23 protein-coding genes are annotated in these 26,277 nt (G+C 70.1%); 8 read left to right on the top strand and 15 right to left on the bottom strand.

The genetic code is table 11. From position 1 onward, the window contains the following. Positions 1-52: 52 nt before the first annotated feature. The 6 genes from FHW12_RS20045 to FHW12_RS20020 form a co-directional block, all read right to left on the bottom strand. Positions 53-898, bottom strand: coding sequence for a helix-turn-helix transcriptional regulator (locus FHW12_RS20045; protein WP_182532842.1), 846 nt, complete (start codon positions 896-898; stop codon positions 53-55). Between the two features lie 205 nt (positions 899-1,103). Then, positions 1,104-2,549, bottom strand: coding sequence for a beta-propeller fold lactonase family protein (locus FHW12_RS20040; protein WP_182532841.1), 1,446 nt, complete (start codon positions 2,547-2,549; stop codon positions 1,104-1,106). Continuing rightward, complete coding sequence (locus tag FHW12_RS20035; protein ID WP_259393170.1) at positions 2,546-2,926, bottom strand: DUF305 domain-containing protein; 381 nt, start codon at positions 2,924-2,926, stop codon at positions 2,546-2,548. The genes FHW12_RS20040 and FHW12_RS20035 overlap by 4 nt, the downstream gene beginning before the upstream one ends. Before the next feature lie 202 nt (positions 2,927-3,128). Next, a complete protein-coding gene (locus FHW12_RS20030; RefSeq protein ID WP_310735306.1) occupies positions 3,129-3,521 on the bottom strand; it encodes a DUF302 domain-containing protein in 393 nt (130 codons plus the stop codon). Between the two features lie 181 nt (positions 3,522-3,702). Further along, positions 3,703-4,500: an isocitrate lyase/PEP mutase family protein gene (locus FHW12_RS20025; RefSeq protein WP_182532839.1), complete on the bottom strand. Its 798-nt coding sequence runs from the start codon at positions 4,498-4,500 to the stop codon at positions 3,703-3,705. 135 nt (positions 4,501-4,635) lie between these two features. Beyond that, positions 4,636-5,493 carry an alpha/beta fold hydrolase gene (locus tag FHW12_RS20020; protein WP_182532838.1) on the bottom strand — a complete coding sequence of 286 codons (858 nt, stop codon included), beginning with the start codon at positions 5,491-5,493 and terminating at the stop codon, positions 4,636-4,638. Between the two features lie 560 nt (positions 5,494-6,053). On the opposite strand from FHW12_RS20020, the gene FHW12_RS20015 reads away from it, so the two are divergent. The 5 genes from FHW12_RS20015 (at position 6,054) to FHW12_RS21700 (ending at position 13,868) form a co-directional block, all read left to right on the top strand. After that, positions 6,054-6,488 (top strand): helix-turn-helix transcriptional regulator, encoded by a 435-nt coding sequence (locus tag FHW12_RS20015; protein ID WP_182532837.1) that lies wholly within the window; start codon positions 6,054-6,056, stop codon positions 6,486-6,488. Positions 6,489-6,531: 43 nt separating this feature from the next. Then, positions 6,532-6,942 (top strand): VOC family protein, encoded by a 411-nt coding sequence (locus tag FHW12_RS20010; protein WP_182532836.1) that lies wholly within the window; start codon positions 6,532-6,534, stop codon positions 6,940-6,942. A 248-nt stretch (positions 6,943-7,190) separates the two neighbouring features. Further along, on the top strand, positions 7,191-9,623 hold the full coding sequence (locus tag FHW12_RS20005; protein WP_182532835.1) for an ATP-binding cassette domain-containing protein: 2,433 nt from the start codon (positions 7,191-7,193) through the stop codon (positions 9,621-9,623). Between the two features lie 1,307 nt (positions 9,624-10,930). Continuing rightward, the gene (locus FHW12_RS20000) at positions 10,931-12,715 is read left to right on the top strand and encodes a phosphoenolpyruvate carboxykinase (GTP) (protein ID WP_182532834.1); all 1,785 of its coding nucleotides are present in this window, start codon (positions 10,931-10,933) and stop codon (positions 12,713-12,715) included. Positions 12,716-13,307: 592 nt separating this feature from the next. Further along, positions 13,308-13,868 (top strand): phosphatase PAP2 family protein, encoded by a 561-nt coding sequence (locus FHW12_RS21700; RefSeq protein WP_310735305.1) that lies wholly within the window; start codon positions 13,308-13,310, stop codon positions 13,866-13,868. A 262-nt stretch (positions 13,869-14,130) separates the two neighbouring features. Here FHW12_RS21700 and FHW12_RS19990 read toward each other — a convergent pair whose 3' ends face one another. Continuing rightward, positions 14,131-15,096 carry an alpha/beta fold hydrolase gene (locus FHW12_RS19990; RefSeq protein WP_182532833.1) on the bottom strand — a complete coding sequence of 322 codons (966 nt, stop codon included), beginning with the start codon at positions 15,094-15,096 and terminating at the stop codon, positions 14,131-14,133. Between the two features lie 265 nt (positions 15,097-15,361). Between FHW12_RS19990 and FHW12_RS19985 the strand changes: the two genes are divergently transcribed. From FHW12_RS19985 to FHW12_RS19975, 3 genes are read left to right on the top strand one after another with little or no spacing between them, the layout of a single operon-like run. Further along, positions 15,362-15,922 carry an RNA polymerase sigma factor gene (locus tag FHW12_RS19985; RefSeq protein ID WP_182532959.1) on the top strand — a complete coding sequence of 187 codons (561 nt, stop codon included), beginning with the start codon at positions 15,362-15,364 and terminating at the stop codon, positions 15,920-15,922. Next, positions 15,919-16,395, top strand: a complete 477-nt coding sequence (locus tag FHW12_RS19980; RefSeq protein WP_182532832.1) for a hypothetical protein — start codon at positions 15,919-15,921, stop codon at positions 16,393-16,395. Before FHW12_RS19985 ends, FHW12_RS19980 begins: the two co-directional genes overlap by 4 nt. 15 nt (positions 16,396-16,410) lie before the next feature. After that, positions 16,411-17,316, top strand: a complete 906-nt coding sequence (locus FHW12_RS19975; protein ID WP_182532831.1) for a DUF4097 family beta strand repeat-containing protein — start codon at positions 16,411-16,413, stop codon at positions 17,314-17,316. Positions 17,317-17,378: 62 nt separating this feature from the next. Here FHW12_RS19975 and FHW12_RS19970 read toward each other — a convergent pair whose 3' ends face one another. The 8 genes from FHW12_RS19970 to metB all read right to left on the bottom strand — a co-directional run bounded on the left by FHW12_RS19970 (position 17,379) and on the right by metB (position 26,238). Further along, positions 17,379-18,017: an outer membrane beta-barrel protein gene (locus tag FHW12_RS19970; RefSeq protein WP_182532830.1), complete on the bottom strand. Its 639-nt coding sequence runs from the start codon at positions 18,015-18,017 to the stop codon at positions 17,379-17,381. A gap of 49 nt (positions 18,018-18,066) precedes the next feature. Then, positions 18,067-19,206, bottom strand: coding sequence for a HupE/UreJ family protein (locus FHW12_RS21695; protein WP_220484576.1), 1,140 nt, complete (start codon positions 19,204-19,206; stop codon positions 18,067-18,069). Then, the gene (locus FHW12_RS21115) at positions 19,203-20,378 is read right to left on the bottom strand and encodes a tetratricopeptide repeat protein (protein WP_220484575.1); all 1,176 of its coding nucleotides are present in this window, start codon (positions 20,376-20,378) and stop codon (positions 19,203-19,205) included. The genes FHW12_RS21695 and FHW12_RS21115 overlap by 4 nt, the downstream gene beginning before the upstream one ends. Positions 20,379-20,429: 51 nt before the next feature. Continuing rightward, a complete protein-coding gene (locus tag FHW12_RS19960) occupies positions 20,430-21,977 on the bottom strand; it encodes a DUF4331 domain-containing protein (protein ID WP_182532828.1) in 1,548 nt (515 codons plus the stop codon). A gap of 187 nt (positions 21,978-22,164) precedes the next feature. Next, positions 22,165-22,911, bottom strand: coding sequence for an anti-sigma factor (locus FHW12_RS19955; protein ID WP_182532827.1), 747 nt, complete (start codon positions 22,909-22,911; stop codon positions 22,165-22,167). After that, positions 22,908-23,462, bottom strand: a complete 555-nt coding sequence (locus FHW12_RS19950) for a sigma-70 family RNA polymerase sigma factor (protein WP_182532958.1) — start codon at positions 23,460-23,462, stop codon at positions 22,908-22,910. Before FHW12_RS19950 ends, FHW12_RS19955 begins: the two co-directional genes overlap by 4 nt. A gap of 371 nt (positions 23,463-23,833) precedes the next feature. Then, on the bottom strand, positions 23,834-24,919 hold the full coding sequence (locus FHW12_RS19945) for a homoserine dehydrogenase (protein ID WP_310735303.1): 1,086 nt from the start codon (positions 24,917-24,919) through the stop codon (positions 23,834-23,836). 140 nt (positions 24,920-25,059) lie between these two features. Beyond that, a complete protein-coding gene (gene metB, locus FHW12_RS19940; protein ID WP_182532825.1) occupies positions 25,060-26,238 on the bottom strand; it encodes a cystathionine gamma-synthase in 1,179 nt (392 codons plus the stop codon). Positions 26,239-26,277: the final 39 nt, after the last annotated feature.

Below are 26,277 nucleotides of genomic sequence, written 5' to 3'. Positions count from 1 at the left end.
TGCGCAACGTGCGGAAATGCACTGCGGTGGGCCAGGCCCCCTACGTCGCGGATCAGTCCTTGCGCTGCCTGCGCGCGATCACCGCTTCGCGGAATTCCGACGGTGATCGCCCATAGGCCTGCTGGAACGCGGCGCTGAAATGGCTGTGGCTGGAGAAGCCGAGTTCGAGGCCGAGGCGCGCGAGGTCGTCGACGTCGCCGATGCGATCGAGGGCGCGCGCGAGGCGCAGGCGCAGCTGGTAGCGGTACAGCGGCAGGCCTTCGACCTGCTGGAACACCTGCGTGAGGTACACGGGCGAGACGCCGATCTCCGCGGCGATCTCGGCGAGCGTCCAGCGCCGCGACAGGTCGCTCGCGAGCACGAGCTTGGTGCGGTCGGCGAGGCGCTGGCGGCCGGCGGTGGAGCCGGCGACGTGCGCGGTGCGCGGCCCGAGCGAGCGCGTGACGAGGGTGAGCGCGAGGCTTTCCGCTTCGAGCGGTTCGGCGATCGCCTCGCGCAACGAGTGGCGCAGCATCGCGACGAGCGCGGACGCGCGCGCGTCGAGGCGCAGGCGCTGCTCGGCGAACGCGAACGCCTCGGCATCGCGCATCAGCGCGAGCGGCGCGAGTTCGCGCAGCATCGTTTCCTCGACCTGCACGACGAGGCTCGCGTCGCCGCCCTGCACGGGATGGTGCGTGCGGTAGTCGACGTGCGCGTTCGACAGCAGCACCTGCCCTGCTTCGGCGACCGCGAGTTCGTCGCCGTCGTGGCGCACCCACAGGCCGCGGTACGGAAACACGAGGTGCGGCGCCGCGCGCCACGGCGCGTCGCTCGCATGGTCGCCGCTGCCGTCGCAGACGGTGTCCCAGACGACGACGGTGTCGGTGCGCAGGAGCGGGTCGATGCGGAAGGCACTCATCGGTGCATGCTCTCACATCGCATGGTTGCATCGATGGGGAGGGAGAGCATCGCGGCTCCCGCCGCTCCCACGACAGCCGCATGCGCGTGCACGCTTTCTGTGGGAGCGGCGGAAGCCGCGATGCTCTTCGGCTTCACAGGTACGCGCAAGGCGCGTGCCGCCGCTCCACCTTCGACACACCGCGCCGCGATCGGTGCAACTGGCGTCAGCGATCGGCCTGCTGGATCTGCACGAGCTCGCCCGCACTCGCCGCGTCGCCCGCGACGATCACGAGGTAACGGCGCGACGGCGCCGCGTCCGCCTTCACGACCTGGCGGATCGGGCCGAGCATGTTGACGACGGCCGCACCCGCGGGGTTGGTCGTGAAGTGCGCGAGCGGTTGCAGGGCGTCGGCGCGTTCGCGCTGCGTGCTGAGCGCGAGCGTGTACGGCTGCTTCGGCTTGAGCCCCGTGACCGCGGCCTGCAGCACCTGGATCAGGCCCTGGTCGAACAGCGCGACCGAGGTCGTCGCGGTCTTTTCGCCCGGCGCGGACAGCGCGATGTGTACACCCGACGCGATGCTCTTCGGCGGCACGAGGTTCTGCAGGCCGTCGCCGTCCGGCACCGCGTTCGGCACGTAGACGAGCGCCTGGGCCGCCTGGCCCGCGGGAATCGTCGCGACGACGGCCTGGGTCGCGGTGTCGATCGCGGCGACCGCGTCCGCGTTCTCGAGGCCGACGTACATGCGCGTGCCGTCGCCGGACGGCCAGATACCGTGCGGCAATGCACCGACCGCGATCGTCGCGACCTGCGAGAAGTCGTCGGTCCTGAACACCTTGATCTGGTTCAGGCCGCCGATGGTCACGTACGCGAACGAACCTTTCGGCGTCACGGCGAAGTTGACGTGGTTGGTGATCGGCCCGGTGTCGATCGTGCGGAGCGGCGCGAACGGCGGTCGTGCGTCGAACACCTGCACCTTGCCGACGTCCTTGAGCGTGAACCACACCTGCTTGCCGTCGGGCGTCGCCGCGAGATCGGGGCAGAACGGACTCTCCTGCTTCACGCGACCGACGATCGCGTGCGACTTCACCTCGACGACGACCGTTTCGGGCGTGAACGACGAGCACACGTAGCCGTACTTGCCGTCGGGCGAGAAGATCTGCATGCCGGGACCGTTCGGTACCGTGATGCGCCGGCGCTCCTCGAATGTCGCCGGATCGATCACGCTGATGTAGTCCTCGCCGCGCACCGTGACCCACGCTTCCGTACCGTCCGGCGTGAAGAACACTTCGTGCGGCGAGCGGCCGACGTAGGTGGTGTGCTTGACGGCGTTGCTGGCGGTGTCGATGAAGGTCACCGAATTGCTGCCGATCGAGACGACCGCGAGCGTCTTCGCGTCGGGCGAGAAGCCCATCCCGTGCACGAGCAGCTGACCGCGATACAACGGACTCAGGTTGCCCGGCGCGGGATCGCCGAGCCGGATCGCGCCGAGCGTCCGGTTCGTGCTCGGGTCGATGACCGACACCGTGTTGGAGAACTGCTCGGCCGCGTAGACGCGGTCGTGCGCACTGACGGTGACATCCTTCGCCGACGATGCCAGCGGCGCCTGGCCGGCCCAGGCCGAGCCTGCGCACGACAAGGCGACGATCGTGGTGATGCACGTGCGGATCATGGCGTTCCTCCTGGCGGGGTGGCGGCCGCGGTCTTCGCCGGCGCCGATGCGAGCGCGAGGCGCATCGCGGCGATTTCCTGCTGCTGCTCCACGATGATTTCCTGCGCGATGCGCCGGAGCCGTTCGTTCGTGCCGTACTGCAATTCCGCCTTCGCCATCGCGATCGCGCCTTCGTGGTGCGGGATCATCATCGCGGCGAAGTCCGCGTCGACGTCGCCGCTCGGCTGGATCGCCATGCCGGCCATCATCGCGTCCATCGCTGCCGCGTTGGCGTCGAGGAACGCCTTCTCGTCGTCGCCCGCGCCGGCGAAGCGTCCGCCGGCGACACCGACGGCCAGCGCCACGGCGAACATCGATGAGCGTCGCCACATCGACATGGGGTTCTCCTTATTCAGTGCTCGCGATCGGTGCCTTCGATCGCAACCGTCGCCCGACCGCGCGCGTGCGCATGCCGAGTGCGGACGAGACCGGCGTTCGCGATGATCGCTGGCATCCTTCGCGACGCGGCAACGGCGCGCCCATCCTTGCCGGGGCCGGCGATGCCACCGGCGAACGACGCACACATGCGCGAACGGTCGCTCACGACGTACTCCGCGCACGATCGATGCCGGCCGCCGCTTCGACCAGCGCGATCGCGCCGGCGATGTTCGCCTCGAGGTCGGCCGGCACGCGGTGACGCGCGACGATGTACGAGGGCGCGTTGATCGCGATCCACGTCGCGCCCTCCGCGTCCTGGTAGGCGAGCGCCTTCAGCGGCAGGTCGAGGCCGACGCCGGGTGACACCTGCAGCAGCGGCGTACCTGCCTTCGGGTTGCCGAAGAGCAGCAGTTGCTCCTCGCGCAGCTCGAGGCCGGACGCGCGTGCGTCGCGTGCGAAATCGATGCGCGCGAACACCGCGAGGCCCTTCGCCTGCGCGAGATCGGCAAGGCGGTCGAGCGTGGCCGCCACGCCGAACGCGGAGCGATACGTCACTACACCGGGAGCCGTCGCCATCGCGATCGCCGCCTGCAGGACATGGAGTGTGCGGACCCTATCAGAGCGGCCATGCCGCGCGCATCTCCATATCCGATGGCGGGCGGTCGTGACGCTAGGGTGGGCCTTGGCCCACCGTTCTCCAACCCTCGACGCTGCGCACAGTGGGCTTGAGCCCGCCCTACGCGGACGTCGCCGCATACACCTCGCGCGCCTGCGCCTGCAGCGCCTGCATCACCTGCGCGTACGGGCCGGGGCCGTGGCTCACGCGGGCGACGCCGCAGCGCGCAAGCACGTCGAGCGGCGGGGTGGCGGAGGTCGCCATGATGTTGAGCGGCAGCGGCGAGGCGGTCGCGAGGCGTTCGATCAGCGCGGGATCGGCGAGGCCGGGAACGAACAGGCCGTCGACGCCGGCGTCGGCGTACGCGCGTGCGCGTTCGAGCGCGAGCTCGACCGCGGCCACGTCGTGCGCGACGCCCTTGCGGAAGAACACGTCGGTGCGCAGGTTGATGAAGAAGCGCGGCAGCGCGGCGGCGGCGGCCGCGCGCGCGGCGCGGATGCGCGCGACCTGCACGGCGATGTCGCGCAGCGAGCCGTCGACGGGTTCGCTGTCCTCGAGGTTGCAGCCGATCGCGCCGGCGGCGATCACGCGCGTGATCGTCGCGGCGACGCCGGCGGGGTCGGCGCCGTAGCCGCTTTCGAGGTCGATGCTGACCGGCACGGTGACCGCGCTGGCGATGCGGCGCGCATTGTCGATGACGAGGTCGAGCGGCAACTGTTCGCCGTCGGCGACGCCGTGCGCGGCGGCGACCGACCAGCTGCCGGTCGCGACCGCGGGCGCGCCGCCGGCGGCGACCGCAGCGGCGCTGCCGGCGTCCCAGGCGTTGAGCAGGACGAACGGGCGGCCGCGTACGTGCAGTGCGTGGAACGTGTCCGCCTTGGCGGCGGCGGTGGAGCGAGGGGTGGATGCGAGGGTCATCGGAATTCCTTCAGGATGATGGGCATTGTAGGAGCGGCTTCAGCCGCGATGCGTAGGCTGGGGTGTCGAAGAGCATCGCGGCTTCCGCCGCTCCCACAGGAGAGGCGGTGCCGCGATGCGTGACGGGGGTTTCGTTCAGGCGGCCTGCCAATGCGCACGCACCGCCTCGTTGAACGCCTGCGGGCGCTCTTCCGGGAAGAAGATGCGCGCGCCGTCGAATTCGATGCGCTGGCGCGTGCCGGGGATGGTGTCGGCGAGCCATTTCGACCAGGCGACGTCGAAGTAGATGTCGTCGGTGCCCCACGCGATCAAGGTCGGTGCGCGCAAGGTGCGCAGGCCGGGTTCGACGCGCAGGGTATGCACGGGATCGAACGCGGCGAGGAAGCGCTCGAGGTCGCGCGTGCGTTGCTCGCTGCGCACGTGCGGGCGCAGGTACGTTTCGATCGTCGCGTCGCTGACCGCGCTCGCGTCCTCGTAGGCGGGCCCGAGCGCCGACTCGGCACGGTAGATCGCCTTGTCGCCCAGCATCGCGTCGAGCGCGCCGCGCAAGCCGCCGCTCGCGGCCATCGCGAGGAACGGCTTGAACGCTTCGGGCGGCCAGTTGTCGTGCGTGTCGCAGTCGGTGAGCACGAGGCTGCGCACGCGCTCGGGATACGTCGCGGCGAAGATCTGCGCGATGCCGCCGCCGCTGTCGTTGCCGACGAGGTCGACGGTGTCGATGCCGAGCGCGTCGAGGAACTCGCGCAGCATGCGCGCGTTCGCGGTGACGGAGACGTCCTGCGCGGCGTCGATCTCGGTCGCGCCGTGCGCGAGCAGGTCCGGCGCGATGCAGCGACGCACGTCGGCGAGCCCGGCGAGCTGGTGGCGCCACAGATGTCCGTTGAGCAGCACGCCGTGCACGAACAGCGCGACCGGGCCTTCGCCCTGTTCGACGTAGGCGATGCGGCCGGACGGGGTCTGTGCGTACTGCGTGGAGGTGCGCGTGGCGTTCATGGCAAGTCCTCGATGGATGGATTCAGCGCGGCGCGGTGCACGGTGTCATCGCGAGGCGTCGACGGCGGTGTGCCGACGGGTGCAGTGGACCATCGAAGGGGTCGGGGGCGCTGTCAGGTTCTTTAGCGACCGCGCAGGCGGTTCACCTCTCCCGCGCGCGGGAGAGGTCGCGCCGCAGGCGCGGGTGAGGGGAAACGAAGCGAGCCGTATCGATCGCGAGCCACTCGACACCGTGCATGCTCGCGGCTGAATCCCATCGAGACGCCAGGCTCCGATTGCCCTCACCCAGCCCTCTCCCGCAAGCGGGAGAGGGGAACGTCACTCGCGCCCGAGCGACCGCTCGCGGACGAACGCCAACAGCCGCGTAGGGTGGGACGCAGCGCGCGACGTTCCCGATGGTGGCGATAAGCCGCATCGCGAGTCCCACCGGTGCCGTTCGCGCTGACGGTGGGACTCGCCGCTGCGCGGCTGCGTCCCACCCTACGAACTGCACAAGCATGGGAGCGAACGCGCACTCCCCGCGCTTGAGCACCCCGCGCGCGCATGGCACGCTCGCATCGATGACCCACCGCACCGCCCCGGAGACACAGCTGCGCGATCTCGCGCGCTTGCGCCGCGTGCGCGATCGCATCGATCGCGACTACGCGCAGCCGCTCGACGTCGAAGCACTCGCGCACGGCGCGCACATGTCGGCGGGTCACCTGAGCCGGCAGTTCAAGCTCGCCTACGGCGAGTCGCCCTATTCCTACCTCATGACCCGGCGCATCGAGCGCGCGATGGCGCTGCTGCGCGGCGGCGCGAGCGTGACCGACGCGTGCTTCGCGGTCGGCTGCGCCTCGCTCGGCACGTTCAGCACGCGCTTCGCCGAGCTGGTCGGCATGCCGCCGAGCGCGTACCGCGCGCAGCAGGTCGAGGGTGCGGCGCCGGGGATCCCGTCCTGCGTCGAGAAGCAGGTGACGCGACCGATCAGGAATCGAGAAGCGCCGGTGTCCTGAGCCGCCTAGCATCACGGCCTCCACCACCGATGAGTGCCCTGCCATGAACATCCAGATCCACGCGAGCTTCCTCCCCCACAACGACCCGGACGCGGCGCTCGCGTTCTACCGCGACAAGCTCGGCTTCGAGGTGCGCAACGACGTCGGCTACGGCGGCAAGCGCTGGATCACGGTCGGCCCGAAGGGCCAGCCCGCGACCTCGATCGTGCTGTACCCGCCCGACGCGAGCCCCGGCGTCACCGACGACGAGCGCCGCACGATCGCCGAGATGATGGCGAAGGGCACGTTCGGCATCGTGCTGTTCGCGACCAGGGACCTCGACGGCGACTTCGAGCAGTTGCAGGGCAAGGACGTCGAGGTCGTGCAGGAACCGACCGACCAGCCGTACGGCGTGCGCGACTGCGCGGTGCGCGATCCTGCGGGCAACATGATCCGTATCCAGCAGCTCGCGTGACGGGTTCCCCCTCTCCCGCTCGCGGGAGAGGTCGGATGTAGGGTGGGACGCAGCGGCTCGACACGGCGCGCGAGTGCACCGACGTCCGACCGCGAGTCCCACCGCGTTTCCTAGGACGCCATTACGGACGCACGCTGTTGCTCCCGGTGGGACTCGCAGTGGCGCGGCTCGCGCATACGTGCGTCGTCGTGCCGCTGCGTCCCACCCTACGAAATCCCGATCCCCCTGGACCACGGACCGAGCCCACGATGAGCAAATCCACGCGCACACCGGCATCCGCCGCATCGAACACGACGAACGCCGCGGATCGCCACGACCTCATCCGCGTGCACGGCGCGCGCGTGAACAACCTCAAGGACGTCAGCGTCGCGATCCCGAAGCGGCGGCTGACCGTGTTCACGGGCGTGTCGGGCTCGGGCAAGAGTTCGCTCGTGTTCGGCACGATCGCGGCCGAGTCGCAGCGGCTCATCAACGAGACCTACAGCGCGTTCGTGCAGGGCTTCATGCCGACGCTCGCGCGCCCCGACGTCGACGTGCTCGACGGCCTCACCCCCGCGATCGTGGTCGACCAGGAGCGCATGGGCGGCGACCCGCGTTCGACCGTCGGCACCGCGACCGACGCGAACGCGATGCTGCGCATCATGTTCAGTCGCCTCGGCAAGCCGCACGTCGGCCCGCCGAGCGCGTTCGCGTTCAACGTGCCGTCGGTGCGCGCCGCGGGCGCGATCACGGTCGAGCGCGGCCACCGCACGAAGACGGTGAAGGAAACCTTCAACCGCCTCGGCGGCATGTGCCCGCGCTGCGAAGGGCGCGGCGCGGTCAGCGACATCGACCTCGCCCAGCTCTACGACGCGGACAAGTCGCTCGCCGAAGGCGCGCTGATCGTGCCCGGCTACAGCATGGACGGCTGGTTCGGCCGCATCTTCACCGGCTGCGGCTATTTCGACCCGGCCAAGCCGATCAAAAAGTACAGCAAGAAGGAACTGCACGACCTGCTCTACAAGGAGCCGACCAAGATCAAGGTCGACGGCATCAACCTCACCTACGAAGGGCTGATCCCGAAGATCCAGAAGTCGATGCTGTCCAAGGACGTCGAGTCGATGCAGCCGCACGTGCGCGCGTTCGTCGAGCGCGCGGTCACGTTCCAGACCTGCCCGGAATGCGCGGGCACGCGCCTCGCCGAGCATGCGCGCAGCTCGAAGATCGGCAAGATCGGCATCGCCGACGCGTGCGCGATGCAGGTGAGCGATCTCGCCGCGTGGGTGCGCACGCTGAAGGAACCGTCGGTCGCGCCGCTGCTCGGCGCGCTCGTGCACACGCTCGATTCGTTCGTCGACATCGGCCTCGGCTACCTCGCGCTGGAGCGGCCGTCGGGCACGCTGTCGGGCGGCGAGGCGCAGCGCGTGAAGATGATCCGCCACCTCGGCTCCTCGCTCACCGACGTCACCTACGTGTTCGACGAACCGACGATCGGCCTGCACCCGCACGACATCGCGCGCATGAACGCGCTGCTGCTGCAGTTGCGCGACAAGGGCAACACCGTGCTCGTGGTCGAGCACAAGCCCGAAGTCATCGCGATCGCCGACCACGTCGTCGACCTTGGCCCGGGCGCGGGTTCCGGCGGCGGCACGATCTGCTTCGAAGGCGGCGTCGACGCGCTGCGCGCGAGCGGCACGGTGACTGGTCGCCATCTCGACGATCGCGCGACCTTGAAGGCCGCGGTGCGCAAACCGACCGGCAAGCTCGCGGTGCGCGGCGCGAGCACGCACAACCTCAAGAAGGTGAACGTCGACATCCCGCTCGGCGTGCTCGTCGTCGTCACCGGCGTCGCAGGCTCGGGCAAGAGCTCGCTGATCCAGGGTTCGGTCGCCGGTCGCGACGGCGTCGTCACGATCGACCAGGGTTCGATCGGCGGCTCGCGCCGCAGCAACCCGGCGACGTACACGGGCCTGCTCGATCCGATCCGCAACGCGTTCGCGAAGACGAACGGCGTGAAGCCTGCGCTGTTCAGCGCGAACTCCGAAGGCGCGTGCCCGACCTGCAACGGCGCGGGCGTCGTCTACACCGACCTGGCGATGATGGCCGGCGTCGCGAGCGTCTGCGAGGAATGCAACGGCAAGCGTTTCCAGGCCGAGGTGCTGAAGTACAAGCTCGGCGGCAAGGACATCAGCGAAGTGCTCGCGATGCCGGTGGGCGAAGCGGTGGCATTCTTCGGCGCCGGCAAGGCGCAGCTTCCCGCGGCGCACGCGATCCTCGAACGCCTCGCCGACGTCGGCCTCGGCTACCTCAGCCTCGGCCAGCCGCTCACGACCTTGTCCGGCGGTGAACGGCAGCGCCTCAAGCTCGCCACGCACATGGGCGAGAAAGGCGGCATCTACGTGCTCGACGAACCAACCAGCGGCCTGCACCTCGCCGATGTCGAACAGCTGCTCGGCCTGCTCGACCGCCTCGTCGACGCGGGCAAGTCGGTGCTCGTGATCGAACACCACCAGGCCGTGATGGCGCACGCCGACTGGATCATCGACCTCGGCCCGGGCGCAGGCCACGACGGTGGCCGCGTCGTGTTCGAAGGCACGCCGGCGCAACTCGTCGCGGCGCGGTCGACGGTGACGGGTGAGCATCTCGCGGGGTACGTGGGTGCCGGCAAAGCGACGCCTGTGGCGCAGGCGCGGCGCGAGTAGCTGGCAAGTCGGCGCTTCGCTTTTCGTTGGTCGGCTTCGTGCGCGCAGCGCGCATCGTCGTGTTGTTTATTGTGCCTTGAGAAGCAGGAATGGCTTCTTCCGCAATGACCGACCCGCGTCCCTGCGTGTTCGTCCCGCATCCCTGCGGGCCGGTTACTTTCTCTTGCTTGCCCAAGAGAAAGTAACCAAAGAGAAGGGCACCCCAAGCGACCCGGTCGCCGGGCGTCCTGCCCGTCGACTGCGCGAGCGGGCTGCGGGGTTCGTTGATGGTACGTCCGTGTACCGGCAACGAACGCGCGCGCATCGTGCGCGCCCCCCTGCGGGCCTATCCTCCGCCCGCTCGCCGGGCCGCACGGGGACCCGGTTAGGAGCAAGGAGCAGCGCGCTCCTGCGCGCAGAAGCAAAAGCGGCAGGACACTGCAGCATCACGGAGAGCATCGCGGCTTCCGCCGCTCCCACAGAAATCAACGCCACCCCCAAGGGCCACGCACGAGCCCGCTGTTGTGGGAGCGACGGAAGTCGCGATGCTCTCGATCGATAACGACGGGAGAACGTATTCGCACCGAAGGGGGCTTCGGCTTCGGCTTCGGCTTCTGCTTCTGCGCGCAGGAGCGCGCTGCTCTTCCGGGCCCCTTCAGCGGCGGTGAACGGCGGGCGGATCAGCCCGCAGGGGCACGCGCATGGATGCGCGTGCGTTCGCCGTCGGCGCAGGAGCGCCGTCGGCGAACCCCGGCCGGCGTTCACGCACCCGGAAGGCAGGATGCCTGGAGGGCGCCGCTGTCGGGGTGCCCTTCTCTTTGGTTACTTTCTCTTGGGCAAGCAAGAGAAAGTGACCGGCCCGCAGGGATGCGGGACGAACACGCATGGACGCGGGTCGGTCTTCGCGAAAGAAGCCGTACTGGCTCTTCAACGCGCAGCTCTTCAAGAAGAAAAGAAGAACGGAGCGCGCGGCAGGAGCCCCTCACCCTACCCTCTCCCGCAGGCGGGAGAGGGGAAACATGGATCGCATATGGGAGAAGCACGAGGAGAAGATGCCTACCCCGCTGCGACCGATTGTCGCAGCGCTTCACCCCACCGCGGCGACCACGCCGCCACCCCATGTGACCGATCCCTGTCCCACCCGCCCCGCGCGACACGCTGGAAACGTTTACACGTGGACGCGTCGCGACCCTCGCGAGGCTTTGCGAGTCAATTCCGCGACTTGCGCTGTCCGCTGCGATGCGGCGGACTGCCTTGCATGCGCGCCGGGGCGGGGCTACCGTCGACCCTTCCACACTTTTATACGCGGGCGCGTGCGCCCGGAGACCATGGCCAGCAAGCTCAAAGCCCTGAACGACTGGGTCGACGACGTCGCCCGATTGACCCGACCCGACAGCATCCGCTGGTGCGACGGTTCCGATGCCGAGGCGGCCGCGCTGCGCGCCGAGATGCTCGCCGACGGCACCCTGATGGAACTCAACCAGGACACCCACCCGGGGTGCACCCTGCACCGTTCGCATCCGTCCGACGTCGCGCGCGTGGAGCACCTCACGCTCGTCTGCTCGAAGAACGAGGACGATGCCGGCCCGAACAACCACTGGATGGACCCGGCCGCGGCGCACGCGAAGATCGACGCGCTGTTCGAAGGGTGCATGCAGGGTCGCACGATGTACGTGATCCCGTACTGCATGGGTCCGATCGATTCGCCGATCTCGCGCTGCGGCGTCGAGATCACCGATTCGCCGTACGTGGTCGCGAACATGCGCATCATGACGCGCATGGGCGCGCCGGCGCTCGCACGCATCGAGCGCGAAGGCACGTTCGTCAAAGGCCTGCACTCGATCGGCGAGCTCGACCCCGAGCGTCGCTACATCATGCATTTCCCCGAGGAGCTCACGATCAAGTCGTACGGCTCCGGCTACGGCGGCAACGCGCTGCTCGGCAAGAAGTGCCATGCGCTGCGCATCGGTTCATGGCAGGCGCGCCAGGAAGGCTGGCTCGCCGAGCACATGCTCATCGTCGGCATCGAGAACCCGCAGGGCGAGACGCACTACATCGCCGCGGCGTTCCCGTCCGCGTGCGGCAAGACCAATCTCGCGATGCTGATTCCGCCGGAAGGCTATCGCAAGGCCGGCTGGAAGGTGTGGACGGTCGGCGACGACATCTGCTGGATGCGCCCGGGCAAGGACGGACGCCTCTACGCGATCAATCCGGAAGCGGGCTACTTCGGCGTCGCGCCGGGCACGAGCCGCTCGACCAATCCGACCGCGATGGAGACGATCGCGCGCGACACGATCTTCACCAACGTCGCCGTCACCGCCGACAACCAGCCGTGGTGGGAAGGCCTGCCGCACGGCGCGCCGGCGACCGACTGGCAGGGTCGCCCGTTCGATGCGAAGAACGGCCCCGCCGCGCATCCGAACTCGCGCTTCACCGTCTCCGCGAAGCAGTGCCCGAGCTGGTCGCCGCACGCGGAGGACAAGCACGGCGTGCCGATCTCCGCGATCGTGTTCGGCGGCCGCCGGCCGTCGCTCGTGCCGCTCGTGTTCGAGGCGCACGACTGGACGCACGGCGTGCTGATCGGCGCCGCGATGGGTTCGGAAACCACCGCCGCCGCGACCGGCGCGGTCGGCGTGTTGCGCCGCGACTCGATGGCGATGAAGCCGTTCTGCGGCTACAACTACGGCGACTACTTCGCGCACTGGCTGTCGTTCGACAAGCCGGACGCGAAGCTGCCGAAGATCTTCCACGTGAACTGGTTCCGCAAGGGCGACGACGGCAAGTTCCTCTGGCCCGGTTACGGCGAGAACCTGCGCGTGCTCGAGTGGATCATCGACCGCTGCAAGGGCGCGGTCGGCGCGCACGAAACGCCGATCGGCTACGTGCCGCGCGAAGGCGACCTGCACGTGGAAGGCCTCGCGATCGACGAGCGCGCACTCGACACCCTGCTCGCGGTCGACCCGATGGGCTGGGCCTCGGAAGTCGCCGACATCGGCCACTACCTCGAGTCGTTCGGCACACGCACGCCGGAGAAGCTCAAGGCCGAACAGCGGCGCGTGGCCGCCGCGCTCGCGAATGCGGGCGCGCCGGCGCGCAAGGTCGCTGCTGGCTGAGGTTCCACGTCCGTCGCCTCTCCCCCTATGCGGGGAGAGGTCGCGCCGCTGACGCGGATGAGCGGGTAGCGAAGCGCGACGCGCAAGAACGCCACTCCGCGTTCCACCTTCCCCTGATCCCAGCTCTCTCGCGCACGTAGGAGAGGAACAGCATCTCTCGTTGCAAGCAGAACGGAGAGCGACCTGCTGCGTCAGGTGGGATGCGGACAATCGGTGTCGGCGCTCCCGCATGCGGCGAAGGGCGACGTGCGCAGCACGGCGGGTGTGGGATGGCGAAGCGAACGCTCTGTGCGTCGTGAAGTCCTGCGTTCTCGCATACCTCAGTCCAGTCCTCCCCTGCCCAATTGATTTCGATCAAACGCGTTGCGGTCGCGATGCCGCATCGTCGAGGCAGGTCATCTCGCGACGACGCATGTTGCCGTCATACCTGACCGGAGGACGCCCATGGTACGGCAGCGAAATGGAGCACCCCTCACCCTTCATGGGGTGAGCGATGAAGGCGCGCGCATGGGCACCTCGCGCGCCAAGCCACTATGGATGGGTCTGCAGCTGTTGCTGGTGGCTATCGCGTTGACCGTCCCTGCCTTCGCACGTGCCGGCGGCCCCTTTCGGCATCGATCACGTCGTCGCATACGACGATTCAGGTCTATGGAAGCGGTCGTATCAGCAGGATCTCGCCGTCGGCACGGCCGTTCTCGTGCTGGGTGGTGCTTCGTGGATCGGTGACGAGGATCCTTTGGGAGACACCTTATGGCGATCCGTCGACGCGATGGCGCTGAGTGTCGCAACCACCGAAGCCATGAAACTCGCGTTCTCCCGCGAGCGTCCTTCGCAAACGAACGATCCGAACCGGTTCTTCACCGGGCACGGCCACCAGAGCTTTCCCAGTGGGGAAGTGGCGCAGATCACGGCGGCTGTCACTCCGATCATGTTGACCTACGGGCGCGATCATCCGGGGGTATACGCGCTCGCGTTGCTGCCGGTGTATGACGCAGTGGCGCGCGTGAAGACGCATGGTCATTGGCAAAGCGATGTTCTGGTGGGCGCCGCCGTCGGAGCTGCTTTCGGTTACTACGCCAGCCAGCGCGAACACGCGCTGATCGTCGGATGGCTGCCGGGCGGGTTCCAGGTCGGTTTCCGCAAGTCCTTCTGACTCGAGATCTCGACACACGACCCGGGACGCAGCCGCGCAGCGGTGCATCCCGCCCTCGCCTCACCCGCCCCGCTCCGTCCCATCCGGTGGGACTCGCGGTCGTGCGCCTCGCACAGATCGATGCTTCCGCGCCGCTGCGTCCCACCCTACGCACCGCATCGTCGAGCCGCGCACGAGTGCGCGTGTGCATCATCGCGATGCTCATGTCGGCGGACGGGACGCAGCCGCGCAGCGACGAGTCCAACCGCCCGCTCGCACGTCGTCAATCGGCGTGCACGCCCTTCGCGAGGAACGCGACGATCACCGGCACCGCCTCCGCTGGCTGCTCTTCCATGATCCAGTGGCCGGAGTTCGCGATGACCGCGCCGTCGACGTGGTCGGCCACGGATTCCAGTTCGGGCTTCATCGCCGCGCCGTAGGAGTGGTCGCCACCGATCGCGAGCACGGGCATCGGCAGCTTGCCGCCTTTGGCGAACAACGCCTTGTTCTCTTCGGCGTCGGTCGCGAACGCGGCGAACTGGCCGCCGAGTGCGTTGTGGATCGCGCCGGGGCGTGCGTACAGCTGGGCATAGTGGACGCGCGTCGGCTCGTCGATGCCGGCGGGATTCGCCGACAGTTCGTTGTAGAAGCGATCGAGCAGGATGCGCTCGCGCCCGGCGACAAGTCGCTCGACGTCGGGGCCGCGGAAGTTGAAGTGCCACACCTTCGGATTGGTGAGCTGCTTCTCCCACGTGCCGAGGCCGGGCAGCGGCGCATCCATGACGACCCAGCGGCTCACGCGTTGCGGATACTGCGCGGCGAGCGCGTAGCCGACCATGTTGCCGATGTCGTGCGTGACGAGCTGCACCGAGTCGACGTGCAACGCGTCGAGGATCGCGGCGAGGTCGCGCGCCTGCGCGGCCTTCTCGTAGCCGCCTTCCGGGTGCGAGGACAGGCCCATGCCACGCAGGTCGGGGATGATCACGCGATGATCCTTGAGCAGCACCTCGGCGAGCGGCTGCCACATGTCGCCGGTGTCGCCGAAGCCGTGCAGCAGCAACACGGCCGGGCCCTTGCCGCCGGTGCGCACGTACTGCGTGCCGCCGCTGACGGGCATGTCCTTGCCGGTGATGGACGCCGGATAGGGCTTGACCGCGGCGAACGCCAGCGCCGCGGCGAACGCGAGCAGCAGCATCGCGCAAAGCGACATCGCGGCGACGACGCGCCGCGCGAACGCACGATCACTCATGAGACTCTCCTGGCTGGAATCACGGGGATGCGGATGGACAGCGGCGCGCCTGCGCCGGCCGGTCGCAGTGCCACCCCTCGCGGCTGCGGCCGGTCGACATGCCGGCGAGCATACCCGGCGCCGCGGCGCGTGGATGGCGGTCGCGACCAAGGTCGAAGCCCCCGGCCACCGCATTGCCCCGCTCGCGGGCCAATCCTTAAACCCTAGGCCCCGCCGCGGCATCCAAGCTGGCAAGATGAACGCTTGCCTTGCCATGCCCCTGTCGATGAGCGATGCGCCCCGAGCCGAAGCGGTCACCGAATCGGCCGATACCGAGCTGGTGCGCCGCGCCGCGGCCGGGGACATGCGCGCGTTCGAGGCGCTCTACCGCCGCCACGCGGGTCGCGTGCACGGTGCCGTGTGGCGCCTGAGCGGCATGAACGAGGCGCGCGCGGAGGAACTCACCCAGGAAGCGTTCGTGCGCGCCTGGCAGAAGCTCGCCAGCTTCCGCCACGAAAGCGCGTTCTCGACCTGGCTGCACCGGCTCGCGGTCAACGTCGCGTTGATGGACCTGCGCGGACGCGAGCCCGAGGACGCGGTCGACAGCGACGTGCTCGAGGCCGCGACCGAACCGGTCCTGCCGTTCTGCGCGGGCGAGCGGTCCGACCTCGAACAGGCGGTCGCGAAACTGCCGCCGCGCGCACGTGCGGTATTGGTGCTGCATGATGTGGAAGGCTGGAAGCACGAGGAGATCGGCCGCGAACTCGGCATGGCGGTCGGCTCGTCGAAGGCGCAATTGCATCGCGCGCGCGGGTTGTTGCGCGGGATGCTCGGAGATACCCCATGAACGATTTCGAGATCCAGCGCGGACTGCGCCAGATGAACACGCCGCGGATGCCGCAGGCGGACCTGTGGCCCGGCATCGCGGCGCGCATCGCCGCCGCCGACGCGGCCGCGGTGCCCGCAGCGGCACGCCGTCGTCGCTGGTTGCCGTTCGCCGCCGCCGCGAGCGTGCTGCTCGCGGCCGCCGCCGGATTCACGGCGTACACGCTGCACGAGCAGCAGGTCGCGGCCGACTTCATCGCCGGCACCGACAGCCCGCTGCCGGTGCGCGTGTCGCCGCGCGACGCACGCGACCTGTCGCGCGCGCCCGGCGGCGATCCGCGCCTGCTCGGCGCCGCGGTGGTGCTCGATGCCGCCCACGCCGAACTCGAACAGGCCCTCGAACAACGCCCGGACGCGGTGTTCCTGGTCAGCCTGCTCAACCGCACCAACGCACGCCGCATGAAACTCGAACACTTCGGCGCACGCGCCGGCTGACGAAGGAGTCCCATCATGAAAGCCGCCGCCTGCAGCACGCTCGCACTGGCCGTCGCCTTCGCCCTCGGCGACGCGCGCGCCGACTCGCCGATCAACGAACATCGCGACGCGAGCCCGACCGCGCAGATCGAAGTCTCGAACGTGAAGGGCACGGTCACCGTCAGCGGCTGGGACAAGCCGGAAGTGGCGATCACCGGCACGCTCGGCGACGGCGCGAAGAAGCTCTCGGTCGAAGGCAGCGCCGACCACCTGCGCATCAAGGTCGAGCCGCCCGACAAGCAAGGCTGGTTCAGCTGGGGCGCGGACACGCGCATGGGCGACAGCGTGCTCGACATCCGCGTGCCGAAGAACGCGGAGATGAAGATCGAAGTGGTGAGCGCCGACGTGAGCCTCAGCGGCGTCGCCGGCCGCAGCCTGCGCGTCGACGGCGTCAGCGGCAAGCTGCGCCTCGACAGCGGCGCCAAGGAAGTCGAGCTCGACAGCGTCAGCGGCGACATCGACGTCACCGGCAGCGCGGATCGCGCGCACGTCGAAACCGTGTCCGGCAACATCCGCGCACGCGGCCTCGGCGGCCAGGTGAAGTTCGACACCGTCTCAGGCGACATCGATGCCGAAAACGGCGGCTACCGCGAGATCAACGCGGGCACCGTCTCGGGCGACGTGAACCTGCGCGGCAAGCCGGACGCCGGCGCGCGCGTCGACGTCGAGACGATGAGCGGCGACGTGCACCTGTACCTCCCGTCCGACGTCTCCGCGCGCCTCAACGCGTCGAGCTTCAGCGGCCGCATCCGCAGCGACTTCGGCACCGTCACCGAACCCGAACACGGCCCCGGCAGCAGCCTCGAGGTCAACGCCGGCAGCGGCGGTGGCCAGGTGAAGCTGCAGACGTTCAGCGGGGATATCGACATCCGCAAGCAATAGCCCGGCGCGCGCGCCAGGCGCTCTTCCGGATGACCGCGGTCCACGCGGCGCGATCGCGCCGCTCAGAACGCATAGGCGACGCCGACCGACGCGATGTTTGCGTCCGTGCTGCCGCCGGTGAGTTCATCGCCGAGTCCATCGTAGCGGGCCCACTCCACGCGGGCGATCCAATGCGGGTTGAACGCATAGATCGCGCCGATCGCATAGGCCGCTTTCGTGGTGCGCTTGGCCTGCTGCTCCGCGCCGTCGATCACCGTGACCGATCCGCTGCCGCTGTAGCGCGTGCGCACGCGCGCCGCGTAGGCGCCCGCACGCGCGTAGACGGCGAAGGCGTCGCCGATCGGCAAACGGCCGACGATGCTCGCCTCGCCGCCATGGATGCGCGTGCGGCCGACGAGCGAACCGGTCGGCTGCACGTCGGTGCGGAACGAAAACCGGCCGAGGTCGACGTAGGCGAGTTCCATTCCCACGTAGGGCAGGAAGAAGTAGCCGCCATAGACGCGGTATGCGGTGTCGGCATCGTCCACCGTGGTGTGTGCGCCGTCGAAGCCGAGGTCGAGGAACGCGTCCGAGCGCGCGGCGCGATCAATGTCGATCGACGAGCGGCCGACGCTCGCGCCGACGTACGCCTGTGCGTGCGCGCCCGCGCTCGCGAGGAGGGCGAGGGTGGGAAATGCGAAACGGGCGATGCGGATGGTCATGGCAGTCTCCTTGGTGGGCGGCGGCGAGTCGACGGGGGGTGGTGACGCACTAGAACGGCATGAGCTTGAGATCGAGGCTGCGCTCCACGAGCCAGCCCAGCGCGAGCATCGCGATCGCGACGGAACCGCCGCCGACCACGCCGAGCTGGTAGCTGCGAAGCGAACGCGCGAGGTACGCGACCGGGACGATGAGCGCGACGAGGGCGAGCTGGCCGAGTTCGACGCCGGCGTTGAACCCGAACAGCGACAGCGCGAGCATCGCGCCGGAAAGGTCGAGATCGCGCAGCACGCTGGCGAAGCCGAAGCCGTGGATGAGGCCGAACGCGAAGGCGACGAGCCACCGACGTGCAGGCAGGATCGGCACGAGATTGTCGATCGCGGTGACGAGGACCGACAGCGCGATCATCGATTCGGTGAATCGCGCCGGGAGCATCACGACGTGCAGCGTCGCGAGGCTCAGCGTGATCGAGTGCGCGACCGTGAACGCGGTGACCGTCGCGGCGACGTTGCGCAACGCGACGGACAACCGCGGCACCGCGCTCCAGCGGCGGCCTTGCCGGCCGAGCACGGCCGGAAGCAGCAGCGCCACGAGGAACAGGATGTGGTCGTAGCCGGTCGCGATGTGGACGATGCCGTCGCGTACGAAGCTGCGGAGCGCGGACCCCGCGTCGGTGCCGGCGAGCGTGAAGGCCTGGCGCCGATGGTCGCGATCGAACACGGCCGCCCGGGTGGTATCGCCCCCCTCGCCCGCCGCCAGCTTGAGCAGGCCGCGGTGCTGCGCGTCGACGTCGAACAGCAGTCGGTAGTCCAGTGTGAGCGCGTCGATCGCACGCGGACACGACGCCGACAGTCCCACGACGACGTAAGCACCATCGCTGTGGTGGTCGATGGCGTGTCCGGCGACGTCGAGCGGGCAGGCGGCATCGCCGATGGAGAGCGCGAGGCGCGACGCGAGGTAGGCGTCGATGTCGGTCTCGCGCGTGCGGATCTCCCCCCACGTGAGGCGCCGGTCGCCGTCGCGATCGAGGTCGAGCACGAGGTCGAGGTCGCGCAGCGCGATGTCCCAATGGCCGCGCACGACGCCGTCGTGCACGGCCAGCGTCAGGTAGCTGTCGCTCGGCTTGTGCGCATCGGCGCACACGGCGTGGCCGATGCCGAGGAGGGCGAGCGCGAGGACGACGCCCTTCACGATGCGCGGACCCGGCGTACGAGCTCGGCGATGCGCGCGCCCTCCAGGCGCGTGCGCACGACCCAGTCGGCGATGACCACGACGTCGCGCGCCCGCCCCGCGGCCAGCGCGCTCTCGAGTGCGATGCGTGCGTCGAGCGGTTCCTTCTGCACCGACCAGTTCTCGAGCGCGAGCTCGAGCGCAGCGTCCGCATCGCCTTTCAGCTCGAGCACGTAGCGCGCTTCCTCGCGCAGATGCACGCGATCGCCGCGCGCGTGCAGTGCAGCGAAGCGTTCCGCGAGCGCGGCGCGGCTGCGCGCGGCGTCCGCGCTGCGCAGGCGGTGCTCGGCCTGCGCGCGCCGCAGCAGCAGGTTGTCGACGGGCGTATCGGCGGCGATCAGCGCGACGACGTCCTGCGGACGCCCCTCGTCGAGAAGGAAGTCCGCGTAGGCGGCCACCGTGTAGGCATCGAACGGATCGATCGCGAGGCTGGCGCGATAGCGCGCTTCGGCGTCGGCGGTGCGGCCGAGTCGTTCGTCGAGTTCGGCCGCGAGCGTGCTCGCCCATGCACGCAGGCGCTCGTCACGCGTGATCGCCGGGCCGTCGAGGATCACCGAGATCGACGCGTGCGCCGACGCCGACGCGCCATCGACGCCATCGATCGGCGCGACGCAGAGCGTGGCGATGATTCCCTCGAGATGCGCGCAACTCGCGCGCGCGCCGTCATGGTCGCCGCTGACCAGTTGCACGTCGGCCCGGATGAGCCATGCCTGCGCGTTGCTCGGCTCGCGCGCGACGACGCGATCGAGATCCGCGAGCGCGGGCTCGAACGCGTGCGAACGCTGGCGGATCGTCGCGCGCAGCAGCAGCACGGGCACGGGTGGATCCGGCGCGTCCCACCAGGGCGACAGTGCGGCCTGCGCCTGGCCGAGCGGCCTCGGGTCGGACAAGGCCTTGGCGCGATCGACGCACGCCTGCGCGAAGCGCACGGCGACGTCGAGGTCCGCAGGCCTGCGCGCGAGCAACGCACGCATCGCGCGCATCGCGCGATCGCCGCGCGCGTCGGTGCCGCCCGGCAATCGTTCGATCACCTGCGCGTCGTTCGTGGGTACGTAGGGCTCGGCGCGCACCGCCGACGCGGCGAAGAGCGCGGCGGACACGAGGGTCGGTGCGATGGCACGCAAGGTCGGCATGGCGGCTAGTACCCCGAGGCGCCGCGACGTCGCGTCGCGGCGCCACGTCGCTCAGGGTGCGGGAGGATTGGCCGGCAGGCCGTTGGACCCGTTCGGCGATCCCGGCAGCGGCGTCGTCAGGTACGGGAACGTCGCGTCGAACTGGCTGTCCTCGACCAGCACGCCATCGGTGTACGGCAGGTTCGCACTCGGCGGCTTGCCCGCGCCCGGCGGCAGGAGCACGCCCATCGCGACGCGCAACTCGATGTCGACCACGTCGTCGCCGGGACGGCGACCGTTCGGGAAGCCCGCCGGATCGCAACCCGGGTTGGTGAGCGTGAGCACGCCGTCGACGAAGCATGCCGCCGCGCCGAGGCTGTTCTGGCTGCCCTTGGGCGTGACCGGCAGCGCCGTGTTGAGACGGATCATTTCCGACGGCGCACCATTGTGCGGCTGGTTCACGTTCGGCACGCCCGTGAGGAAGGCGGCGACGAGGTCCGCACGCGGGAACACGCTGGGTGCCATCACGCCATCCGCGCCGAAAAGCACTTCGAGCAGCGCCGGCAACGTCGGGTTCGTCACGTAGGTGAGGAACTGCGCGTCGTCCTTCGGCTCGCTCGCGTTGAACGCGTCCTTGTCCTTCAGGCCGATGACGATTTCGTTGACGAGCGGCATGCCCAGACGCGAAACCTGGACGAAGTTGCGGTCCACCACGATGCGACGCAGCGGCTCGTTGCCGACCAGGCGCGTGCGCGGCAGGCTGGCCGTGGTCCAGACGCCGATGACGGGTTCGCCGGCACCCGTCACGCACGCGATCGGCAACTCGAGCGCGAGCGACGTGATGTTCTTGCCGGCGGTCGCATTGGTCGACCCCGAACGGCTGCCGACCACGCGCGCGGTCGGGATGTTGACGAGGTCGAAGATCTCGCCGAGGTTCACGCCGAAACCCTCGCGGCGCTGGCCGACGAACATGCGCCCGGGCGTGCTGCAGCCGGGCACGTTCACCGCATACACGTGGCGCTTCGCGTAGGCGACGTAGTCGGGCAGCGACTTGGTGCCGATGTTGTCGATCGGCTTGGCGAACGCGGTGCCGCCGCCGTCGGCGTTGGACACCGCGCCGGCCACGTCGGGCGGTTGGCGGCGGGCACCCCGGATGAGGTTGACGGTGTACGTCTCGGCGTCGTTGCGGGCATCGGAATTGTCCGCGGTCACCTGGCCCGCGTTGCGCAGCGGGATGCCCACGCTCCTCCCGCCGATGTTGAGCTGGATGTCCTTGAGGTCGTACGCGAACTTGAACTGGTAGGTCAGGTCCTCCTTGGCGTCGCCGTTGTTGTCGATGTGGATTTCGTAGAGCGCGTCGGGATCCATCGTGAAGTAGTTGGGTCCGCCGTACGCATCCTGCAGGGGAACGTAGTTGGCGATGATCGTGACGAAAGCGCTGCGCCCGGGCTCGTAACTGCGGAACACGTAGAGGTCGGTGCCGTCCACCTTCGGATACTGGGTGATCGCGGGGGCTTCGCGGTGGCTCGAGGCGATCGCGCCCTCGGGTGACGCGGCGAGTGCGGCGAGGGCCGCGGCGAGCCCCGCCGCGAGGGAGGTGCGGAAGCGAATCGGATTCATGGGATCGGTCCTTGGCGCAGTCGTCGATGCTGCAACGAGCCCTACGAGGCCAGAGCGGCGGCGGATGCACGCCTGTCGAAACGATCGTGTCGGGAAGCCTACGGCGCCGTGCGGCGCCGACGCGCAGGGCCAGGCGCGCCAGGAGCCGGATCGCGCGGCCGGCGGACGCGATCGCGGCGCGCGTGGGTCAGATGGTGCGGATGCCGCCCTTGGCGACGATCGCGCCGCTCGGTGCCGCGTGCGGCATCGCCGACGGCAGCTCGAGCGATATCGCGAGCGTGGCGCCGACCGCGACCTGACGCAGCAGCGTGGGCGGCACGCTGATCACGAGCGGCTTCTCGTTCGAAACGAAGCCGAGCGATCGGGGCGCTTGGCCGGGCGGAATCAGCCAGAGCTCGGGGACGCGGCCATCGGTGGCGACCGGCCTGGGCACCGGAACCACGAGCATCGTGCCCTTCGCGACATCGATCGAAGCAAGCCAGCCGGTCGAACCGTCGTCGGCGGCGAGCACGGTGACCGGGCCCAGCGCCGCCGGTCCGCTCGTCGGGGCGACGCCGGCCGGGGGCGTCCCGATCCGCCCGACGATGAACGCGGCGATGCCCGCCGCGAGCGCGACGACCGCCGCACCGCGCCAGAATCCGACGCTGTTCCACGCGCGGACGCGGCCGAGGGCATCGGCACTCCAGCCAAGCCGGGCGCGCACGCCCGGCCACACGTGCGCCGGCGGCTCCACCGCCGCGGCGTGCAGCGTCCACGCCGCCAACCGGCGCTCCCATTCGGCCACGAGGCGCGCGAACGCGGGCTCGACGTCGATCCTCCGCTGCACGCGACGACGCTCGAAGCCGTCGAGCACGCCGAGCACGTACTCGCCCGCGCGCATGTCGTCGCCGTGCGAATGGCCGCCGTCGTCGAAGTCGCCGACAGGGCTGTTCATGGGTCCAGGCACGCGCGTAGCTGCAGCAGGCTGCGACGGATCCAGCTCTTCACCGAACCCAGGGGAGCGCCGATGCGGCGCGCGAGCTCCTCGTACGTCGCGGCCTCGAAGAATGCGGTGCGCACGAGCGACCTGCGCCGTTCGTCGAGTCGCTCCATGCAATGCTCCAGCCGCGCCCCCACGTTCGTGGCCTCGGCGCGATCCGCCGGCGACGGCGTCGGGTCGCGCAGGTCTTCCGGCAACTCCACGCTCGCGCGACCCTCGGCGGCGCCCGAACGCAGCCGGTCGATCGCGCGATGGCGCGCGATCGACGCGAGCCATGCGAGCGCGCTCGCGCGCCCTGCGTCGAACTGGGGCGCCTTGTTCCACACGAGCACGTACACCTCCTGCAGCACGTCCTCGGCCTCGCTCCGGTTGGGCAGCACGCGCAGGCAGATCGCGAACAGGGTCGAGGACGTCGACCGGTACAGCCGTTCGAACGCGCTCCGATCGCGCGTGGCGACGCGGGCCAGCAACACGTCGGTCCCATTGTCAGTCGGTGTCGAATCCATTGGGCGCCTCACTATGCGTCCGCTGCTGCGGCGGGTGGATGTGCTTCGCATCCGCAGCTGCAGGTGCACGAACCGCGTGAACACCACGTGCCCTCACGCCACGCTGGCGCCGCCTTCCACGACGTCATGGCGTCCATGTCGCTCGACGAGCACCGGGCGCTGGCCGTGAGCGGTACGCGGCGGTCGGGACGATGGTGGCGGTCATCGCTCACCCATACGGGCGCCGGCGCCAAGTGGATGCACGCGTCCGGGGTCCTGTCGTGTAGCGCCGCGCGCCTGCGCGGGCGACGCACTCCGATTCGTTCTCGGTCAACAGGCGGAAGTGGCCGCCGCTAGGTTCCGGGCCGGGCGGCGTGCGCCTGAACGCCGCGTCAAGGATGCGCGGCGCGTTCGCGAATCGCGATCAGGTCGCCGAGCAGCGCCTGCGCAGTCACCTCGGGCCCCGCACCCGGGCCGCTGATCACGAGCGGCTGCGCGCGATAGCGCGACGTCGTCAGCGCGAACAGGTTGTCGGTGCCGGCGAGGCGCGCCGCGGGATGCGCGCGCTCCACTTCGGCGAGGCCGACGCGCGCGACGCCACCGTCGTCGACGCGCGCGAGATAGCGCAGCACGCGGCCCGCCGCTGCGGCGCGTGCGCGCCGCGCCTCGAGCGCGCCGTCGAACTCGCCGAGGCGGATCAGGAACGTCGCGACGTCGACGTCGCGCAGCGCATCGGGGACGAGGCTCTCGATGACGACGTCGTCGGTGTCGATCGCATGGCCCGCGCTGCGCGCGAGGATGAGCAGCTTGCGCGCGACGTCGGTGCCGCCGAGGTCGATGCGCGGATCGGGCTCGGTGTAGCCGAGCGTGCGCGCTTCGCGCACGAGGTGCGAGAACGGCCGGCTGCCGTCGTAGTGATTGAACAGCCACGACAACGTGCCGGAGAACACGCCTTCGAGCGCGACGAGGCGATCGCCGCAGTCGCGCAGGCGGCGCAGCGTCGACAGCACCGGCAGGCCGGCGCCGACCGTCGCCGCGTCGCCGTAGACCGCGTTGCCCGACGCGCCCGCGCGGCGCAGGTCGCGGAACGCGGCGTAGCTGCCGCCGAGCACGGCCTTGTTCGCGCTGACGACGTGGTGGCCGCGCGCGAGCCAGTCGGCGTGGCGCGCCGCGACCGCGTCCGACGCGGTCGCGTCGACGACGATGCGGTTCGCCGCACCGCTCGCCTCGAGCGTGGCGAGCAAGGTTTCGTCGCTGCGCGCGGACGGTGTGGCGTCGAGCAGGCGTGCCGCCCGCAACGGCACGAGGCCGCGCGCGTTCACGTGCTGCGCGCGCGAATGGGCGACGCCGACGAGGTGCAAGCCCGCCGCGGCCGGGGTCGCGAGCAGGCGCAGCAGCGCGCTGCCGACGACGCCGGTGCCGAGCAGCACGAGCGCGGTGCCGTGCGCATCGCGCGCAGCGGCTGTCCGCGCACGCACGCCCGCGGATGCGGCGCGCGCGGGATCCCGCGCGCCTTGCGTGGGTGCGGGACCGTGCACGGCACGTCCGTGTGCCGCGGGGACCTCGATGGCGTCCGGGGTCCCGTCCCGTGGAACGATCGCGTGCCTGGGCAACGCGCTCATGCGCGCACCTGTTTTCGCGTGGCGCCGCCCGCGCGCGCGAGTGCGGCCTCGAGATCGGCGCAGAGGTCGGCACCGTCCTCGATGCCCGCGGACACGCGCAGCAGCGCGTCGCCGATGCCGGCCTTGCGGCGCGCTTCGGGCGCCATCGACGCGTGCGTCATCGTCGCCGGGTGCGCGATCAGGCTCTCGACACCGCCGAGCGATTCAGCCAGCGAGAAGTAGTCGAGGCCGTCGAGGAACGCCGCGATCGCCTCGTCGCCGCCGAGCAGTTCGAAGCTGAGCATCGCGCCGAAGCCGGACTGCTGGCGCGCGGCGAGCGCATGGCCCGGATGGTCGGGCAGGCCCGGCCAGTAGACGCGGCCGACCTGCGGGTGCGCATCGAGCAGCGCGGCGATGCGCGCCGCGTTGTCCTCGTGCGCGCGCAGGCGCGGCACGAGCGTGCGCAGGCCGCGCAGGGTGAGGAAACTGTCGAACGGCGCACCGGTGAGGCCGAGGCAGTTCGCCCACCAGGCGAGCTGCTGCGCGGTCTCGGCGTCGCGCGCGACGACCGCGCCGCCGACCACGTCGCTGTGGCCGTTGATGTACTTGGTGGTCGAATGCACGACGATGTCCGCGCCGAGCACGAGTGGCTGCTGCAACGCCGGCGACAGGAAGGTGTTGTCGACGACGCAGCGCGCACCCGCCGCGTGCGCGGCCTGTGCGACGTGGCGCACGTCGGTGATGCGCAACAGCGGATTGGACGGCGTCTCGACCCAGACGAGGTCGGGCGTGCCGGCGAGTTCGTTCGCGAGCACGGCCGGATCGGTGAGGTCGGCGAAACGCACGCGGAAGCGCCCCTTCTTCGCCCACGCGTCGAGCAGGCGCCAGGTGCCGCCGTAGCAATCGTGCGCGGCGAGCACGAGGCCACCCGCCGGCACGAGCTCGAGCACGAGCGCGACCGCCGCCATGCCGCTCGCGGTGACGACCGCTCCGGCGCCGTGCTCGAGCGCGGCGAGCGCGGCGGCGAGCTGGTCGCGCGTCGGATTGCCGCTGCGCGAGTAGTCGTAGGCGCGCTTGCGGCCATAGCCTTCGAACGTGTAGTTCGTGCTGAGGTGCAGCGGCGGCACGACGGCGCCGTGCTGGGTGTCGGTTTCGATGCCCGCGCGCACGGCGCGGGTACAAGGCGTGGGGCTCATCACGGGCTCCGGAGTGGGTCGGGTCGATCGGGGAAGGGC

The sequence above is a fragment of the Dokdonella fugitiva genome (assembly GCF_014138265.1).
In the GTDB taxonomy this organism is placed as follows: Bacteria; Pseudomonadota; Gammaproteobacteria; order Xanthomonadales; family Rhodanobacteraceae; genus Dokdonella_A; species Dokdonella_A fugitiva_A.
The sequence above is the reverse complement of the archived record's forward strand: the minus strand, read 5'-3'. Positions and strand labels throughout refer to the sequence as shown.